The sequence below is a fragment of the Balneolaceae bacterium genome, from assembly GCA_034521445.1.
Classification (GTDB): Bacteria; Bacteroidota; Rhodothermia; order Balneolales; family Balneolaceae; genus JAXHMM01.
The window spans coordinates 1-17,458 of record JAXHMM010000002.1 but is presented as its reverse complement, the minus strand read 5'-3'; the positions used below and the strand labels follow the sequence as shown (position 1 = coordinate 17,458).

Annotated in this window: 13 protein-coding genes and 1 tRNA gene; 13 read left to right on the top strand and 1 reads right to left on the bottom strand. The window is 63.4% G+C overall.

Annotated elements, in window-relative coordinates:
- Positions 1-18: 18 nt before the first annotated feature.
- Together U5K31_00300 and U5K31_00295 are read left to right on the top strand one after the other, a co-directional pair.
- Entirely contained in the window at positions 19-2,490 is a 2,472-nt protein-coding gene (locus tag U5K31_00300) for a pitrilysin family protein (GenBank protein ID MDZ7771182.1), read from the top strand.
- 119 nt (positions 2,491-2,609) lie between these two features.
- Entirely contained in the window at positions 2,610-3,503 is an 894-nt protein-coding gene (locus U5K31_00295) for a hypothetical protein (protein MDZ7771181.1), read from the top strand.
- Positions 3,504-3,512: 9 nt separating this feature from the next.
- On the opposite strand, the gene U5K31_00290 is transcribed toward U5K31_00295, so the two are convergent.
- Positions 3,513-7,829 carry a M14 family zinc carboxypeptidase gene (locus U5K31_00290; protein MDZ7771180.1) on the bottom strand — a complete coding sequence of 1,439 codons (4,317 nt, stop codon included), beginning with the start codon at positions 7,827-7,829 and terminating at the stop codon, positions 3,513-3,515.
- Positions 7,830-7,978: 149 nt separating this feature from the next.
- Between U5K31_00290 and U5K31_00285 the strand changes: the two genes are divergently transcribed.
- From U5K31_00285 to U5K31_00235, 11 genes are all read left to right on the top strand, one after another.
- Positions 7,979-9,265 carry an amidohydrolase family protein gene (locus tag U5K31_00285; protein MDZ7771179.1) on the top strand — a complete coding sequence of 429 codons (1,287 nt, stop codon included), beginning with the start codon at positions 7,979-7,981 and terminating at the stop codon, positions 9,263-9,265.
- 155 nt (positions 9,266-9,420) lie between these two features.
- Positions 9,421-10,857: an amidohydrolase family protein gene (locus U5K31_00280; protein MDZ7771178.1), complete on the top strand. Its 1,437-nt coding sequence runs from the start codon at positions 9,421-9,423 to the stop codon at positions 10,855-10,857.
- 141 nt (positions 10,858-10,998) lie between these two features.
- A complete protein-coding gene (locus U5K31_00275) occupies positions 10,999-11,631 on the top strand; it encodes an alpha/beta fold hydrolase (GenBank protein ID MDZ7771177.1) in 633 nt (210 codons plus the stop codon).
- Positions 11,565-11,795: a hypothetical protein gene (locus tag U5K31_00270; protein ID MDZ7771176.1), complete on the top strand. Its 231-nt coding sequence runs from the start codon at positions 11,565-11,567 to the stop codon at positions 11,793-11,795. The genes U5K31_00275 and U5K31_00270 overlap by 67 nt, the downstream gene beginning before the upstream one ends.
- 22 nt (positions 11,796-11,817) lie before the next feature.
- The gene (locus U5K31_00265) at positions 11,818-13,038 is read left to right on the top strand and encodes an MFS transporter (protein MDZ7771175.1); all 1,221 of its coding nucleotides are present in this window, start codon (positions 11,818-11,820) and stop codon (positions 13,036-13,038) included.
- A gap of 119 nt (positions 13,039-13,157) precedes the next feature.
- On the top strand, positions 13,158-14,615 hold the full coding sequence (locus tag U5K31_00260) for a carboxypeptidase-like regulatory domain-containing protein (protein ID MDZ7771174.1): 1,458 nt from the start codon (positions 13,158-13,160) through the stop codon (positions 14,613-14,615).
- A gap of 40 nt (positions 14,616-14,655) precedes the next feature.
- Positions 14,656-15,045 (top strand): hotdog domain-containing protein, encoded by a 390-nt coding sequence (locus U5K31_00255; GenBank protein ID MDZ7771173.1) that lies wholly within the window; start codon positions 14,656-14,658, stop codon positions 15,043-15,045.
- A gap of 26 nt (positions 15,046-15,071) precedes the next feature.
- The gene (locus U5K31_00250) at positions 15,072-15,404 is read left to right on the top strand and encodes a taurine dioxygenase (GenBank protein MDZ7771172.1); all 333 of its coding nucleotides are present in this window, start codon (positions 15,072-15,074) and stop codon (positions 15,402-15,404) included.
- Between the two features lie 34 nt (positions 15,405-15,438).
- Positions 15,439-16,170: a monofunctional biosynthetic peptidoglycan transglycosylase gene (gene mtgA / locus U5K31_00245; protein MDZ7771171.1), complete on the top strand. Its 732-nt coding sequence runs from the start codon at positions 15,439-15,441 to the stop codon at positions 16,168-16,170.
- Positions 16,171-16,251: 81 nt separating this feature from the next.
- Positions 16,252-17,271: a UDP-glucose 4-epimerase GalE gene (gene galE / locus U5K31_00240; protein ID MDZ7771170.1), complete on the top strand. Its 1,020-nt coding sequence runs from the start codon at positions 16,252-16,254 to the stop codon at positions 17,269-17,271.
- A 73-nt stretch (positions 17,272-17,344) separates the two neighbouring features.
- Positions 17,345-17,428: transfer RNA gene (locus U5K31_00235), tRNA-Leu, on the top strand.
- Positions 17,429-17,458: the final 30 nt, after the last annotated feature.

Below are 17,458 nucleotides of genomic sequence, written 5' to 3'. Positions count from 1 at the left end.
ACCAACTACTTCCAGACCGTGCCCAACGACGCCCTGGAGAAGATGCTCTGGGCGGAGGCCGACAAGCTGGGATGGTTCATCAACACCGTCACCGAACCGGTGCTGGCCAAGGAGAAGCAGGTGGTCAAGAACGAAAAGAGGCAGGGTGTCGACAACCAGCCCTACGGACACACCAGCTATGTCATCGACAGAAACCTCTACCCGGAAAGCCATCCCTACAGCTGGCAGGTGATCGGCTCGCTTGAGGATCTACAGAATGCCACCCTGCAGGACGTCAGGAATTTCTACACCCGCTGGTATGTGCCCAACAACGCCACACTGGTGGTGGCAGGGGATTTCGACACCGAGCAGGCGCGCGCCTGGGTGGAGAAGTACTTCGCTGAGATCCCGCGTGGAGAGGAGATCGCCTCGCTGGAAGCTCCCAAGCCGGAACTGGCTGAGAGTCCCAGCCTCTACCACGAAGATAATTTCGCGCGATCGCCGCGCCTCACCATGACCTGGCCCACCGTCGAGCAGTACCACCCCGACGCCTACCCCTTGGCCGTACTGGCGCAGTTGCTCACAGACGGCAAGTCCTCCCCCTTCCAGCAGGTGCTGGTCGAGGAGGAGCAGGTGGCACCCGGCGTATCCATGTACCACTCCACCTCCGAGCTGGCCGGCTCCATGCAGCTGGGCATCCAGGCCTACAGCGGTACGGATCTCGACACCGTGCGCGCCTCCGTCGACCGCGCCTTCGCCCGCTTCGAGGAGGAGGGCGTGGCCGCCGACGACCTGCAGCGTATCAAGGCTGGACAGGAGACCAATTTCTACCAGGGACTCTCCAGCGTGCTGGGCAAGGCCTTCCAGCTGGCCCAGTACAACATTTTTGCGGGCGACCCCGGCTACGTGAACGAGGACATCCGCCGTATCATGGAGGTTGACCGCGGAGATGTAATGCGCGTCTACGAATCCTACCTGAAAGGCCGCCACTACGTGGCTACCAGTTTCGTACCCCGGGGCGAGTCGGAACTGGCCCTGGCCGGTGCAGAGCGTGCTGAAGTTCAGGAAGAAGAGATTGTCATGGGCGCCGAGGAGGGCTTTGATCTCTCTGCAGAAGCCGATTACGAGCGCACCCCCTCCACCTTTGACCGCACAGTGGAGCCGCCCTACGGGGAGGCGCCCCAGACGCGCGTGCCGGAGGTCTGGGAAGAGCAGCTGGACAACGGCATGGAGGTCTACGGCATCGCCAGCGACGAGCTCCCCCTGGTGCAGTTCACCCTGCGCATGAAAGGGGGGCTGCTGCTGGACGATCCCGCCTTGCCGGGCGTGGCCAGCCTCACCGCCGAACTAATGAACAAGGGTACGCGGGACCGTACCCCTGCTGAGCTTGAGAAGGCCATCGACCTGCTGGGCGCCTCGATCAATGTGAGCGCAGGTCGCGAGTCCTTCAGCATCACCGGTACCACCCTGGCCCGCAACTACGGGTCCACGATGGACCTGGTGCGCGAAATGCTGCTGGAACCACGCTGGGATTCTACGGAGTTTGAGCTGGCGCGCCAGCAGACCCTCAACGCCCTCGTGCAGCAGCAGGCCAATCCCGGCAGTGTGGCCGGCAACGCCTGGAATCGCCTGGTCTATGGGGAGGAGCACATTCTCTCCCACAACGCCCTGGGCACAGAAGCGTCGGTGCGCGCTATTACGCTGGACGATCTAAAAACCCACTACCGGCAGAAACTCTCCCCCTCCCTGGCCCGCTTCCACGTGGCGGGTGACGTGGAGCGCCAGGATGTACTTGCCTCCCTGGAGGGACTTGATCAGGGCTGGCAGGCGCGCGAGGTGACCCTGCCAGACTATACCGTACCTGAGGCGCCGGAGTCTTCCACCGTCTGGTTCTACGACGTGCCCGGCGCGGTGCAGTCGCAGCTGCGCATCGGCTACCCCGCACTGGCCGAGACGCACCCCGACCACTACCCCGCCACGGTAATGAATTACATACTGGGCGGCGGGGGTTTCGCCTCCCGACTCACGCAGGAGCTGCGGGAGGGTAAAGGCTATACCTATGGCATCGGTTCCGGCTTCGGGGGCTCGGAACTGCGCGGGCCTTTCACCATCTCCACAGGCGTGCGCAGCAACGTAACCTACGAATCGGCCGAGCTTATCCGGCAAATTCTGGCTGATTACCCCGACACCTTCAGCGAAGAGGACCTGGCCACCACCAAGAGCTTCCTGCTCAAGAGCAACGCCCGCGCCTTTGAGACGCTGGGCGCCAAACTGGGCATGCTCCAGGATATCAGCGCCTACGGCTGGCCCTACGACTATGTCCGCCAGCGCGAGGAGGTGGTCCGGGAGATGACCGTCGAACGCATCCGCGAACTGGCCGAGCGCTACGTCAACCCTGCCCGCATGCACTGGCTGGTGGTAGGCGACGCCGATACGCAGCTTGAGCGGCTTCAGGGACTGGGCTACGGCGAACCGGTGCGCCTGCACGAGCTCCAGGAGAGCGACCGCTAAGCTTCGGGAGGCTGCCGAGCGGCTCCGGTCTGGACGCCAGGGCGTTGTATATCTCCATATTTTCAACTTTCTTGTGTACAGTTTACTTCCTCGGCAACACCAATTGTAGAACGGTACCCATGAATGCGCTTTCCCGCTCCCTTTTGATTTTTTTCTCAACCTGCCTGGCCCTTGCGGCCTGCTCACAGGAGGGTCCCTCCTGGAACCAGGTGCAGACCGTCGAGGACCGCCTGCACGCCGTGGAGGGTTTCAACCAGCCAGAGGCTGTGCGCTACGACCCGCAGCAGGACCTCTGGTTCGTCTCCAGCTTCAACGGGGGAGGCAGCGCGCAGGACTCCAACGGCTACATTTCCACTGTCCGTCCGGACGGGGAGATCGCCAGCATGCTCTTCATATCAGGCACGGACCAGGCGCCCCTGCACGCCCCCCGGGGCATGTATATCTCCGGCGACACCCTCTGGGTAGCCGATGTGCTGGGCGTGCACGCCTTCCACCGCGAAAGCGGCAACCAGCTTGCCTTCGTGGACTTCCGCCGCTACACTCCCGGCTTTCTGAACGACGTCACCGAGGGCTCCGACGGTGCCATCTACGTGACCGACACGGGCAACGCCACCGTTTACCGTATCCAGAATTTGCAGGTCACCGGCGCGGTGGACTCCCTTGAGGCCCCTCCCAACGGAATCACCCGCAACCCCGCCACAGGTGAGCTGGTGCTGGCCCCCTGGGGAGGATTACGCACCTTCTATGCCCTGGCAGACGGGCCGGAGCCCGTGGTTTTTGCCGAAGCGCAGAGCGGCGGCAACTTCGACGGCATCGAATTCCGCTACAACCGGCTCATCGCCGCCAGCCAGGCCGACTCCAGCCTGCACGTGCTCAGCGACGGAACCGACCGGGTTTATATAGAGTTGCCCGGACGCCCCGCCGACATCGGCATCGACACCCGGCGCAACCGGGTGGCCGTGCCCTACATCGCCCTGAACCGCGTGGACATCTGGCAGCTGCCCGGCAACTGATCCGGGCCTTCAGCTCCCATCCTCCTCCTTCTCCTGCCGCAGACGGTGAAACTTCTCCGGCAATACCGGCTTGACCCGGTAGCGCGCCCTGCGCACCCGGCCTGACTCCATCTCCGCTTCGATCTCCATGCCGCTCAGCCCATGGTAGAGGTACTGCAGCACCGCCGTGCTGTGGGCCAGTCCGGCCGCTGCGTTCATCTCCATCCAGTCGTCCCGTGCCGGCTCGTCCGGCGCCTCCGAGGTGAGGGTGAAGTAGGTGATGTCGGGATCGGAGAAGCCTGAACCGGTGAAGGTGCGTCCCTCGAGCGGGGCGTTCACCCACAAGCCGTTCCGGTAGAACTCCCCGTAGGCGTCCTCCTGCGAGCGGTACTTGCGGTAGCGCCGCTGCATCTCCTCGTTTACCCGGCGCATGGCGGGCACGTCGTTGACCCTGGTACTTATGGAGTCTAGGAGGGCAAAGGAGAGCTCCTTGTTGAAGGGATGGTCCTCGTGGTCGTACCAGTTGAAACCGGTCAGGAAATAGCCCCGCGGGATCCAGTAGTTGTTGGAGTTGGGCCCGCGCTCGCGGCCGGTCATCCAGGCGCTGTAGCCGGCGAAATACTGCACCCACTCGTGGGGCGGGTAGCCGTGCATATTGATGTAGATATCGGGCAGCCAGGCCTGGTGGATTACCCTGCGAACTTTCGCCACCTCGTAGCGCGGGTCGCGCTGATTCTGGTCGCGCGGGATGTCCACGCCCAAGGGACCCAGGTAGGCTGCGTGGTTCATGTGGTAGGGGTTGAGCTCATGAAGGGCAATAGAGAGCTCCGCCCCGTCTGGGTTGGTCACCGGGTGCAGCACCAGGTTGACGCGGTCCAGGTAGCGGCGGTAGGTGGAATCGGTGGCCACCTTTTCGGCCAGCTTTAGCATATGGCTGGTGGAGGAGAACTCGTTGGCGTGCTGCCGCCCGGAGATAAATAGCGTGGGCTTGAGAGCGTTCATCTTGGCCTGCGAGCGGTAGGTCGAGGGCGTGGGCGGCAGCAGGTCCATGGCAAAGACCTCGTTGCCCAACAGAGAGGTGGCCGCGTGGTAGACCGAAATATTGTCAAAGGTGTTCATGCGCGCCATGATGCGATTGTTCTCCTCCGGGGAGATGGCGTGCTGCCACTGCACCAGGTTTTGTCCCTCGTACGTAAATGCACCCACATCTGGCAGGGCCGGCGGTTCGGTGGAGGCGGGCGCGGCGCTGCGGCGCAGCACCAGCGGCTCCGGGTCAAGCAGGCTGTCGTCCTTCGTGAAGCGGAAGCCCACCTCCTCCACGCGGTCCCAGGACAGTGTTTGCCGGAAGAGTCCGGCCTCATGGAGGTCGCCCAGTGCGGCGATTATGCCGCGTACCCGTTCAGCGGAGACGAAGGTGCGGTCGATGGCATACTCCGGGTCTCGCTCCTTCAGCCCCGGGTAGGGATTGTCTGCGGTATCCACCGGAACCTCGAAATAGAGTCCCCCGACTCCCTCGTAGCTCTCACGCACCTTCACGGCGCGCAGCACCGGGTCCTCCACCGGGGCGTTGGGAAGCGTATAGCTCAACTCGCGGGTTTCTCCTCCTGACTCGCGGTAGCGCAGTTCCAGGCGGGGACGCGCCTCCTGCTTTCCGGTCAGCGAGATGGAGGCGCGGCCGGGCTGCCCATGCTCCGGCGGGTGGATGAAGGGCAGGATCCGCCCCGGGTAGTCGAGTCCCCCCACCCCGTAGCGGTTGCCGATCAGGTCGAAGAGCAGCAGGGTTTCGAAATAGAGATCCTCGTGCAGGGCCTCCGTGCTGGAGATCTGCTCCCGAAGGAAGCCGATCTGGTAGTCAGGCTCGCTGAGCGTAACGTCCAGGCGGAAGGCATCGAAAAAGGGCGCCAGGTCTTCGTCAGGCCGCCCCTCCTGGATATCCATCACATAGTCGACGATCTTCGGGTAGGTGCTCCCCTGCAGGTGGTCCCAGAAGGCCTCGATGTCGGTGCGTATGCGGCGGTTGAGCAGCTTGCGGCCGTCGATATCCGCCTCCACCCAGCCGGTGGTGACCCGCACCGAGTCGTATTTGGGAAAGTGGTCGAAGTAGGAACGCACCGTGTAGCGGGGGTTGAAGGTGTCGGCCAGCAGCGTGTCCCCCGCCGCATCCAGGGCGGCCAGCCGGTAGGTGGGTCCCTCCTGCCCGTAAAAGGGCCTGAAGGTAATGGCCGAGTCAGCCACGCCCAGCCGGCGGGTCATCACCCCGTCGATGGGGTAGATCTCCTGCAGCCAGCGCGTGGGCGAGACGGCGGCCTGCCATTTGATCTCCTCGGCGTCGCGCAGGTGGCGGTAGTCTATGTGGACGGTGGCTACTTCGCGACCCTCCAACCGGGGAATGATGCGGTCGGCCAGCCAGCTGTAGCCCTGCTTGTAGGCCGAGAGCACCTCCACCTCAACGGCGCCCTCCGGCACGCCGGCCGCGCGGAGGCGGGTGCGGATGACCCCGGCCAGGGAGTCGCGCACCTGCGGCGCCTCGCTGACACGCAGTTCAATACGTCCGAAGGAGGCGGGTCCAAGTTCAGGCTCCACCTCACGCTCGAAATGCTCCCAGAAGGTGTCCACCTCCCAGGGAAAGCTCACCTGCTCGGCGAAGACTGTATCCCCCACCCCGAATCCGGTGGCGCGGGTCTGCGCCCGATGTTTGGCCCCCGGCCAGCGTTCGGCCATCAGGCCTTCCAGGAAGGCGTCCAGTCCCTGCGGGGTTTCCTCGGCCGCCAGGTGCACGGAGACCTCCTCGGGCTGGACTTCCAGGCGTTCCATCCAGGTGCGCAGCTTCTCCACGCCTGCGGCCACCTGTCCGGCGCCGTCCACACCCTGCAGGAAGCGCCTCACCCCGGTCTGCGTCTCCTCCAACCTCCACTCGCCTTTCCCGTAATTCCACTGCCAGGGCAAGCGCCGGGCCAGGTAGTCGGCCGCGGCGCCTCTTCCCGCGGCATCGCTACCGTAGAGGACCACCCCGTTCTTGTCGCCTATCCGACCGGTGAGAAACTCGATGTAGCCGTCGCCCGGCTGCGAATCGTTCTCCAGCAAGCCGCCCTTCCCGCGGAGCTGTTCCAGGATGTAGGCGTCGGGGCCCATAATCACCGGGAAACCCAGGTTTTCGGGATGCTGTTCATCGCCGCCGGGATAAACCAGCGGGAGGCGCATGCCCGCCGTTTCCAGTCCCACCCTCGCGGCCAGGCGCACCAGCGAAGCGGCATTTTTCGTGCCGTTCCAGGAGATGTAGGCCTGCAGGTCGTCCGCCACCTCGTCGCCGTTGGTGTCGCGGTAGATGCCGCCTGTGGTATAGAACTCCTGAAGTGCGAAGTCGGGATCGCCCCCGCCCTGCGGGTCTCCGCCCTCCCGTTCGGGCTGCGAGGCATCGGCGGCCAGGCGGACGGTACGGCTGCTGTCACCGTGGACCAGCTCAAGGGTGAGACGGTAGAGCGAGGCTTCGTCCAGGGCACCGCGCCATGCGGCGGAGGCGTCCCCGGAAAGGCTGTCGGCCAGTCTGCGAAAGGAGGAGACGTCAGCGGTCTGCAGTCGCATGGAGGCGCGGCTTACGCCCTTGCGTCCGTCAGAAAGGGTAAAGGATTCCAGCGAAATTCCGGCTGCCGAGGCCGAATCGCCGCGGACCAGCTCCTTGATCCGCTCCCTCAGTTCGGTCCACGTACCCGAACCAGGCTCGTCCAGGTCAGGGTAGCGCCCGCTCAGGTAGTTGCCGGCGGCCAGCAGGCCGGTGGCGTCATAGCCGTCCACCAGCACCGCGCCTCCCGGGAAATGGGGATGCTCCACCCGGCGCACGCTGCCCTGGCCGGGCGCGCGGCTCAGGTCGTCCACGTCCAGCCCAAAGGCCTGCGGGTCACCCACCAACAATGCGGGCCTTTCCTCGCCTTCCGGGCAGGACCCGTAGCTGCAGAGCAGATCCAGGTCCATGGCGGTGGTCTCGTAACCCAGGCGTGCGGCCAGGTTGGCCGCTGTGATGACCTGCTCCTCGGAGGGACGGTCGGAAAGCACCAGGCGGCCCCGCACCACGTCCGCAAGGGAGTCCCCGTCACTGTCAGCCAGCAGGTAACCCTGCCCGTAAAGATCGTGCAGCAAGTTGTGCCGGGACTGCCCCTGCGCCGGTGACACCGGGACCACAGCCAGCGCCAGCAGAAGCAAGGCCAGCAGGACCGGCAGGCTGGCCGCACTCCTTCGAGAAGCGACCCGTTCCCCGCTCCTGCAGAGCCCCCCGGCGCTTGGGCGCCTCGCTTCCTCTTGGCTGTCCCCTTTTCGCATGCCCGTTGAACCGTTTGAATTGCGTGCTTTCATCACCTGCCCTTTGGTTCGCGTTGAGTCGTCAAGGTACAAAGCAGCCGGCAAAAAGGGGAAACCGGTCTGCGCGGACTGTTTTGCCATTGCGCCGCAGAATACTAACTTTGGCAGGGATTCCAATTCGCCACCCTAAGATTTCGGACACCATGAACAAGTTCCTGCCACTTCTCCTGGGCATGCTCCTGGGAACGCTGCCCGTGCATGCGCAGGACCTGGTGGTGAGGGGCGGGAAGATCTTCACCGGCACGGCCGATCAAACCGTCTCCAACCCGGGGATCTACGTGCGCAACGGGCGCATCATGTCGGTGGGCGATGTGCCCGGGGAACTCCCCTCCTCCGTACAAACCCTGCAGCTCTCCGAGGAGGAGGTGCTGCTGCCGGGACTGGTGGACCTTCACGCCCACTACCGCGTGGTCATGGAGGGCATGGTGGGCGACGACACAGCGGCCACTCCCAAGATATTCCTGGCCAACGGGGTAACGGCCACCTTCCCGGCCGGTGAAGTGGAGCCGGAGAAGATGCGGGAGCTGAGCCGCCTGCTCGACGCCGGAGAGCGGGACGGTCCCCGGCTGCTCAACAGTGGACCCTATTACGGCTCGGCGGCTCCCGACTGGAGCCGGGAAATGGACGAGGCCGCCATCCGTGAGCGTGTGGATACCTGGGCGGCCCGCGGCGCGGCCGGTTTCAAGGCCAAGGGCATCACCGCCCCGCACCTGGAGGCCCTCATCGAGCGGGCCCACCGCCACGGCCTGACGGTCACCGCCCATCTGGGCTCGGGCTCCGGCTCCTCGGTCAATCCGGCCGACGCTGTGCGCATGGGCATCGACCGGGTGGAGCACTTTCTCGGGGGACCCTGCCTGCCGGCTAGCGCGAGCGCCTATGCCTCCCTTCGCGGCCTGGAGGGCGACGAAGCCTGCGTGGGAGAGGTCATCGACCTCTACACGCGCCACGGGGTGTGGTTTGACGCCACCCTCTCCACCTACGGCATCATCGGGCGGGTGGACCATCCCGCCTACCGGCACTGGACCGACGAGCTGCGTTTTATGACGCCCTACATGCGCGAGTCCTTCGAAAGCGACCCCGACCACTCCCTGGAGGATCTTTTTCGGGAGGTCTACCACGCCAAGAAGGCCATCCTGAAGCGCTACTGGGAGGCGGGGGGACGCATTACCCTGGGCACCGACCGTCCCGTCATGAAATCCACCCTCCCCTTCCTGGGGGGCTTCGCCGCCCACCGCGAGATGCAGGCCATGACCCTGGCAGGCATACCCGGCCACGAGGTGCTGAGGATCGCCACCACCAACGGGGCCCGGGCCATCGGCATGCGGCTGACCGCCTGGGCACCATCGAAGAGGGCAAATACGCCGACTTTTTTGTGGCTGGCGGGGATCCCCTCCAGGATATCACCCATACCCGCGACGTGCGTGCGGTAGTCAAGGGCGGAATCGTCTATAACCCCGATGCCCTTCTGCAGGCCGCCGAAGGGCGGCTGGGACCCGATTCCGCCGGTGACTGGCGCTGATGCAAGCGCCCGGCCGCGGACCCCGGAATTATTCAACACCGAAGACCTAAACACAACTGCTCAGCCATGAAACGCTTTTTCCCTTTCCGAATCATGGCCCTACCGGGCCTTCTTCTGTTCCTGCTGGCCGTCGGCTGCGGCGGACCCGCGAACGACCTGGCCATCCACCACGCCAACATTATTGACATGGAGACCGGCGAGGTGTTGCAGGACCGCAGCCTCACCGTGCGCGACGGGATAATCCACAAGTTAGGACCGGCCGGCTCCACCCCGGCGGCGGCCGATACCCTGGACGCGGGCGGGGCCTTCCTTATGCCGGGGTTGTGGGACATGCACGTGCATTTTCGCGGCGGGGACAGCCTGGCGGCCTCGAACCGCGAGCTGCTGAAACTCTACCTTGCTAACGGTATCACTTCGGTGCGTGACGCGGGGGGCGACATCACCCCGCACGTGCTCGAGTGGGACTCCCTGGTGCGGGCCGGCAGCCTGGAGGGGCCGCGCATCTACACCTCCGGACCGAAACTGGATGGTCCCGACGCCCGCTGGGACGGCTCCATCGAGCTGGAGACACCTCAGCAGGTGCCTGAGGCCCTCGACTCCCTGCAGGCTATTGGCGCCGACTACGTGAAAATATACGACAGCACCATCTCCCCCGAGGTCTACACGGCCATTCTCGAGCACACCGAGGAGCGAGGCATGAAGGTCTCCGGACATATGCCATTCTCGGTCGATTTCCGCAACGCCGTGCGGCTGGGCCTGGACGCCACCGAACACATGTACTACGTCTACAAGGCCGCCTCCAGCGAGGCCAACGCACTAACGCGCGAGTACACCGCCCGCATGAACGACGAAGACCCCCTCGGTTTTTACGAGGTGTTGGAGCGGGTCATGGAGACCTACGACCCGGAAACGGCGCAGAGGACCTTTGAGATAATGGCTGAGGAGGGCACCGCCGTGGTGGCCACCCTCTATATCAGCGAGGTGCTGGACCACCTGCACGAAGCGGACCATTCCGGAGATCCCTACCTCGATTACATCGACCCGGGCATCCGGCAGACCTACCAGGGCCGCCTGATGGGAGCCCAGCGCCGCAGCGAGGAAGCCGTGGCCTTCCAGCTGGCCATGAACGAGGATTTCGGGGAGATGATCCGTCCCATGTACGAGGCTGGCGTGAGCATCCTGGCCGGCTCCGACGCAGGACCCTACAACTCCTTTGTCTACCCGGGGCAGTCGCTGCACCGCGAGCTGCAGCGACTCGTCGACAACGGCCTGCCTCCCCTGGCGGCCCTGCAGGCGGCCACCATCAACGGAGCGCGCTGGCTGGAGGTGGACGACCGCTACGGCAAGGTGGCCCCGGGCTACGCGGCCGATCTGCTCCTGCTGGAGGGCAATCCGCTGGAGGAAATCTCCAACACCCGTGCGATCGCCTGGGTGGTGCAGCAGGGCGCGGTCTACAGCCGGTCTGAACTGGGAAGCCTCCTGGAAAGCACGCGAAATGAATAATATAAACTACTCCATATCATATAGATACCTCCTTTTAAACATCCTGTTCCTGGGCCTGGTCGCTGCGGGGTGTAGGCCCGGCCGGCGCGCCGCAGGAAGGCTACGTGGAGCTGGAGGACACCCGCCTCTGACTACCAGGTCATGGGTGCCGGGGAGCCGCTGATGGTGGTGCACGGGGGACCCCTCCTGGATCACGGATACATGGAGCCCTGGCTCAGGGAACTGTCTTCCGACTACCGCCTGGTCTTCATGGACCAGCGCCTGAGCGGACGATCCTCCCCTGAATCGGACAGTGCCAACGTGACGCTGGACCGCTTTACGGAGGATATCGAGGCGGTGCGCCGCCACCTCGGGCTGGATAGGGTGCACCTGCTGGGACACTCCTGGGGTGGTTTTCTGGCCTTGCGCTATGCCCTGGCCTATCCCCAATCGCTGCGGTCGCTGACGCTGGTGAGTCCCATGCCCCCCAGCTCAGCGCACTGGCAGGCTGAGCAGCAGGCTCTCTCCTCGCGACTGGACCCCTCGTACCTGCAGCAGCGTGACAGCCTGCGCAACACCCCGGCCTTCCGGCCGGCGAGCCCGAAGCCCGCGAAGAACTTCTGCGCCACGCCTTCCGCCCCCAGTTTCACGAACCGGCCCTGGCCGAGGGTCTGGAGCTCTACGTGCCCGAGGACTACCCCGGGCGCAGCCAGATGTTTGGCATGCTGGTGGGCGAGTCGAGCGCCTTCGACCTCTACCCGCGCCTCGACTCCCTGGCCACTCCCACCCTGCTGATCTACGGTGAGGAGGAACCCTCAGCCTCTATCAGCGGCGATACCCTGGCGAAGGTACTGCCGGAGGCCCGCATGGAACTCCTGGAGCGCAGCGGTCATTTCGCCTTCATGGAGCGTCCCGACCGGTTTATGGAGCTGCTCCGGGAATTTCTCTCCAGCCACTGACATTCAATCCAGTCCCCCAACGGTGACCGACACGCCCTGCCGTTCCAAAAATCTCTGGCTGCTCGCCCTGGCCGAACTGCTGGCCATGAGCCTCTGGTTCTCGGCATCCGCCGTGGTGCCCCAGCTCACCGCCGAGTTCAATCTCAGCAGTTCCGAGGCCTCCTGGATGACCATGAGCGTACAGGCCGGCTTCGTGGCGGGCGCGCTGCTGAGTGCCCTGCTCAACCTGGCCGACCGGCTGGACGCGCGGCGTCTCTTCCTCTACGCCTCCCTGCTGGGAGCCGCCTTCAACGGGGCCATCACCCTGACGGGCGATCCGCAGCTGATGATCGCCCTGCGCTTTCTAACAGGCGCCTGCCTGGCCGGCGTCTACCCTCCCGGCATGAAAATCGTCACCACCTTCTGCAAGAAGGATCGCGGCTTCGGTATAGGGGTACTGGTGGGTGCGCTCACCCTGGGCTCCGCCCTGCCCCACCTGCTGAACGCCTTCTCCTTTTCAGGGGGCGGCGGACTCCCGCCCTGGTCGGCCGTGCTGCAGACCACCAGCATGCTGGCCATCTTCGGGGGATTCCTGGCGCGGTATGCCGTGTCACTGGGACCCTACAGGGTGGATCGCGTGCCTTTCAACTGGCGCTACGCCCTCCGGGGCTTCAGCTACAAGCCCACACGCATGGCCAACTTCGGCTACCTGGGACACATGTGGGAACTCTATGCGATGTGGACCTGGGTGCCGCTTTTTCTGCTGGCGAGCTACCGCGCGGCGGGCTGGCCGGAACCCATGGCAAGGCTGGCCGGCTTTGCCGTAATCGGCATCGGGGCGCTGGGATGCGTGATGGCGGGCTCCTGGGCCGACAAGGCGGGCCGCACGCGGGTGACCATCACCAGCCTGCTTATTTCAGGCGGATGCGCCGCCACAGCCGGACTGCTCTTCGACTGGCCCCTGGCGGCCACCGTACTCTGCCTGGTTTGGGGCTTTTCCGTGGTGGCCGACAGCGCGCAGTTCAGCACCGCCGTCTCCGAACTGAGCGATCCGCGCTACATCGGCACGGCCCTGACGGTACAGACCAGCCTGGGATTCCTGCTGACCATGGTGAGCATCCGTCTTCTGCCCGAGCTGGAAAAGTCCCTCGGCTGGCACTACTCCTTCCTGATTCTCTGCGCCGGTCCCCTCTTCGGCATCCTGAGCATGTACCGCCTGCGGCGCATGCCCGAGGCAAAACAGATGGCAGGCGGTGAGCGTTGACGTTTTCCTGCCGTATCTCACCTTACCGGAAGTAATCAACCGAAAACGGGCAAGGTAATTTATGCATAAATTTGCACGAGCGGTGACACAAGTATTATATTCTTAGTAAATAATCCGCCATGCACCAAACCATAGATTTTATTAGTTCCAACCGGTTGTCCCACGTCATTGGCGTCTTCCTGACTGCACTGCTCACAGGGTTGCTGGCCGCCCTGCCCGCCCGAGCGCAGGAGCACGGCGAAGCCCGCCTCTCCGGCACGGTGACCAGTCTGGACGGCTCGCCCCTCCCTGCAGGGATCGTTAGCCTGGAACCCTGGTCGGACGACGCCCTTTTTCGTTCGCAGGAGACCATGCTGAACGCCGGAGGCCACTTTTCTCTGGTTGCAGACCGGGCCGGCCTCTACCGCCTGCAGGCCTACGGCGTTATGCACAAGACCTTCACCATCCTTCTCTGGATACGGCAGCCCGGCGAGCTGAACTTCGAAATCCGCCTCGACCCGGTCACGCTGGTTCGCGACCGCTATTTTCACAAACCGCAGTACACCAAGTGGATTCGCGTATTCGGCTCCTTCAACGGCTTCAGCTACCAGAAGGGGGTGCAATTCGAGCACCGCGGGGGACCCGTCCTGGAGGCGGCCGTGGCTACCAGCCTGGACACCCTGCGATACCAGCTAATGGGACTGGGAGGCGACCGGCTGGTATTTCCCGGCGCATCGTATTACGAACCCGGCCCGGAGAACAGCTTTGTGGCGGTTATACCTGTAGAAGGTGACAGTGTGCGCTTCACCTACCGGGCCGACTCGGTCTATTTCAGGGACTTCAACGGCGGCATCTATGTCTCGGGGATGCGGGACCCGAACCAGTCCACCTGGACCATGGAGCCCGCTGCGGAGGAGCGGCTCAATCGCGAAATATTCACTTTTCGAAATCCCGGACGCAAAGCCTACCTCGAAGCCTTCACCGACCCGGAGCTTAGCAGTCGGTCGGCCAACGAGGACAGCCTAATGGCCTACTGGCACGAAATCTGGCGGGAACAGCGGGTTATGATGAATCCCTATTTCCATGGGAAGTCCATGCGCCGCATCGAAAACCGCCTGTCCTCCGCTTCCGGGGACAGCCTCACCACACCCATGCGCCACGTACTCTACGCCGGATATGTGTACTCGGCATCCTACTTTGTGCGCTACCTCGACATGCAGCGGCGCCTTCAGGAGATTCGTGCCGGCATTCCCCCCGGCGACGTGCAGGACTCCCTCGCCGTCAACCCCACCCTGCTGCGGGAGGCCATGCTCGGCCTGCCGTTGACCTCTCCCCTCTGGATGCTCTGGCGGGCCAACCGCACCCTCTTCCTGGACGTGCTGGGACACACCCCCGAGGTGATAGGCTTCATGGAAGAACTCGCCGAACAGTACCCCGTACAGGATGTGGCCAACGAAATTTACTATGAACTTCTGCTGGAAGCCCACCGCAGTGGAAATAGTGATAAATCCAGGAGATATTACAGGCGCATGGTGGAGCGCTTCGGCTCCACCTACCTGAGCCGCCAGGCCAGCGACACCCTGCGGCAGAAAAAATGATAGACGAATTGCTCACCAACCGGACCGCCAGCATCCATCCATGAATTTCTACAGCCGCAAGCTCATCAAACCACAGGACCTGAACGCCCACGGTACCCTCTTCGGGGGTTCCGTGCTGAGTTGGATCGACGAGGAGTCGGCCATATTCGTAAGCTGCCAGCTGGGACGGGGCAACCTGGTCACCAAGTTCATGTCGGAAATCGACTTCGTCAGCTCGGCCGAGCTGGGCGACATCATCGAGATCGGCATGGAGACCGTAAGCTTCGGCACCTCCTCTATCACCGTACGCTGCGTCGTACGCAACAAGTTCTCCAAGGAAACCATTATCAGGATCGATAAAATCGTCTTCGTGCACCTCGACGAGGAGGGTCGTCCCGCCCCCCACGGTGTCACCCGGGAGAGCGCCCCTCAGAATCCCGGTGAAATCTAATAATAAGAAGTAGTTGGTGATCTGGCATGGTAGATGAGGAAAAAGTTCGAAAACTGCTCTACGACGACGAGGAATACCTGAAGGAGTTCGCCGGGGCCGCGGTGGAATCCTACACTGAATTCCGCAACCACTACGCACGGGCATTTGAAACCGGCGACGTGGAGTTCCTGCGCAAAGCGGGCCACAAGATCAAACCCTCGGCCCAGATGCTGGAATTCGAGGAGCTATTGGAGGAGTACGAGCATGGAAAAAACCTTCTTGAGGGCGAATCCGATAAGGAGGAGAAGGAGACGTCCGTGGATCGAATGACCAAACTCTGCGACCAGATCATCGTAGAGATGAAGGAGCTCGAATCCTGAGACTCTCGGCCCGCCCATATCTGTTGATCTCCTGATGGAACAAGGGCAACCTTTATACTTTCGTAGCGGGCTGCGTTTTCTCTGGAAATGGATCAGCCGTCTGGCGGCGGCCTTTCTGCTTTTTACCCTCCTCTCGGTGCTCGCCTTCAAGTGGATCAATCCCCCCACCACCTCCTTCATGCTGCAGCGTCATCTGTCGGCCTGGTGGTACGGCGCTCAGGAGTATCGCATGCAGCAGGAATGGATGCCCTGGGAACGCATCTCCCCCCACCTCAAGATGGCGGTCATCACGGCCGAAGACCAGCGTTTCGCCACGCACTGGGGTATCGATCTCTCGTCGGTACAGGATGCCCTGCAGGAGTATGAACGGGGCGAGTCGCTGCGCGGCGCCAGCACCATCAGCCAGCAGCTGGCCAAGAACCTCTATCTCACTCCGAACCGCTCCTACCTGCGCAAGGGACTGGAAGCCTGGTTCGCCCTCTGGATGGAACTGCTGATGGGCAAACAGCGCATACTCGAGATCTACCTGAACGTGGTGGAGTTCGGGGAGGGCATCTACGGGGTGGAGGCCGCCGCACAGCACTTTTTCGGTGTACCGGCCGACCGCCTGGACCGCTACCGGAGCGCCCTGATGGCCACGGTTCTGCCCGCCCCGCACCGCTACGATCTGGCCCATCCATCCCCCTACATGTATGAACGCCAGGCCTGGATACTTCGCTACATGAACCTGCTGGGCAACGAACAATACCTGGAACAGCTGGACTGACGGACCTGCACCGCTGCGGTTGACTGGCATGGACTGCCTGCCTACTTTCAGGTCAACCTATCAACTGGGAACCCAATAAGCATGAGTGAGATACTGGTAACGGGCGGCACCGGATACATCGGCAGTCATATGGTCGTGGAACTTCTTGAAGGGGGACACCAGGCGGTGATCGTAGACAATCTGGCCAATAGTCGTCCCGAGGTGCTCGCACGCATAGAGGAACTCACGGGCCACAAACCGTCCTTTTACGAGGCAGATCTGCGCGACGAGAAAACCCTGGAGGCCATCTTTGACGAGCACGACATCGATGCGGTCATCCACTTCGCCGGCTCCAAAGCGGTCGGGGAATCGGTGGAAAAACCCCTTTTTTACTACGACAACAACCTTGGAGGCACCATCTGCCTCTGCCGGTGCATGCTGCACCACGGGGTGGAGAACCTGGTTTTCAGCTCATCCTGCACCGTTTACGGCGATCCCGACGAAGTGCCCATCACCGAAAAGGCGCCCGTCTCCCCCTACAATCCCTACGGGCGGACCAAGCTCTATATAGAGGAGATGCTGCGCGATTTTCAGCGGGCCCATCCCGCCTGGAACGTAGCCCTGCTGCGTTATTTCAATCCGGTGGGCGCCCATCCCAGCGGCCTGATCGGTGAGGACCCGGGCGCCGCTCCACAAAACCTGATGCCCTACATCACCCAGGTGGCGGTGGGACGGTTGGAGAAACTCTCGGTTTTCGGCGACGACTACCCTACGGTGGACGGCACCGGCGTGCGCGACTACATTCACGTGGTCGATCTGGTGCGGGGTCACCTGAGCGCCCTCCGGAAGCTGCAGGACCATCCCGGGACGGTCACCTACAACCTGGGCACCGGCACCGGCTACAGCGTGCTCCAGATGGTGCAGGCCTTCGAGCAGGCCACGGGAAGGGAAATTCCCTACGAAATCACCGGCCGACGGGCCGGCGACGTGGCCGAGGTGTACGCCGATCCCTCCCTCGCACGGGACGAGCTGGGCTGGGAGGCCGAAAAAGGCCTGGAGGAAATGTGCCGGGACGCCTGGAACTGGCAGTCCCATAATCCCAGGGGCTACGCGGGAGACTGACCCCGGCAAGAGCCGCCCCATCAAATTCCTTTCAACCGGCAGCAGGGAATGCTTATATTGTCCTGCCTATCATGCCGGAGTGGCGGAACTGGTAGACGCGTTGGTCTCAAACACCAATGGGGTAACACCCGTGTCGGTTCGAATCCGACCTCCGGTACTATTTGACAGGCAAGGACTTACGGCGTTT

What these genes read in the sequence shown, in the direction of transcription:
- U5K31_00295 (MDZ7771181.1), top strand. Translation starts at nt 2,610, where the DNA reads ATGAATGCGCTTTCCCGCTCCCTTTTGATTTTTTTCTCAACCTGCCTG.
- U5K31_00290 (MDZ7771180.1), bottom strand. Translation starts at nt 7,829, where the DNA reads ATGAAAGCACGCAATTCAAACGGTTCAACGGGCATGCGAAAAGGGGAC.
- U5K31_00285 (MDZ7771179.1), top strand. Translation starts at nt 7,979, where the DNA reads ATGAACAAGTTCCTGCCACTTCTCCTGGGCATGCTCCTGGGAACGCTG.
- U5K31_00280 (MDZ7771178.1), top strand. Translation starts at nt 9,421, where the DNA reads ATGAAACGCTTTTTCCCTTTCCGAATCATGGCCCTACCGGGCCTTCTT.
- U5K31_00275 (MDZ7771177.1), top strand. Translation starts at nt 10,999, where the DNA reads ATGGGTGCCGGGGAGCCGCTGATGGTGGTGCACGGGGGACCCCTCCTG.
- U5K31_00260 (MDZ7771174.1), top strand. Translation starts at nt 13,158, where the DNA reads ATGCACCAAACCATAGATTTTATTAGTTCCAACCGGTTGTCCCACGTC.
- U5K31_00255 (MDZ7771173.1), top strand. Translation starts at nt 14,656, where the DNA reads ATGAATTTCTACAGCCGCAAGCTCATCAAACCACAGGACCTGAACGCC.
- U5K31_00250 (MDZ7771172.1), top strand. Translation starts at nt 15,072, where the DNA reads ATGGTAGATGAGGAAAAAGTTCGAAAACTGCTCTACGACGACGAGGAA.
- mtgA (MDZ7771171.1), top strand. Translation starts at nt 15,439, where the DNA reads ATGGAACAAGGGCAACCTTTATACTTTCGTAGCGGGCTGCGTTTTCTC.
- galE (MDZ7771170.1), top strand. Translation starts at nt 16,252, where the DNA reads ATGAGTGAGATACTGGTAACGGGCGGCACCGGATACATCGGCAGTCAT.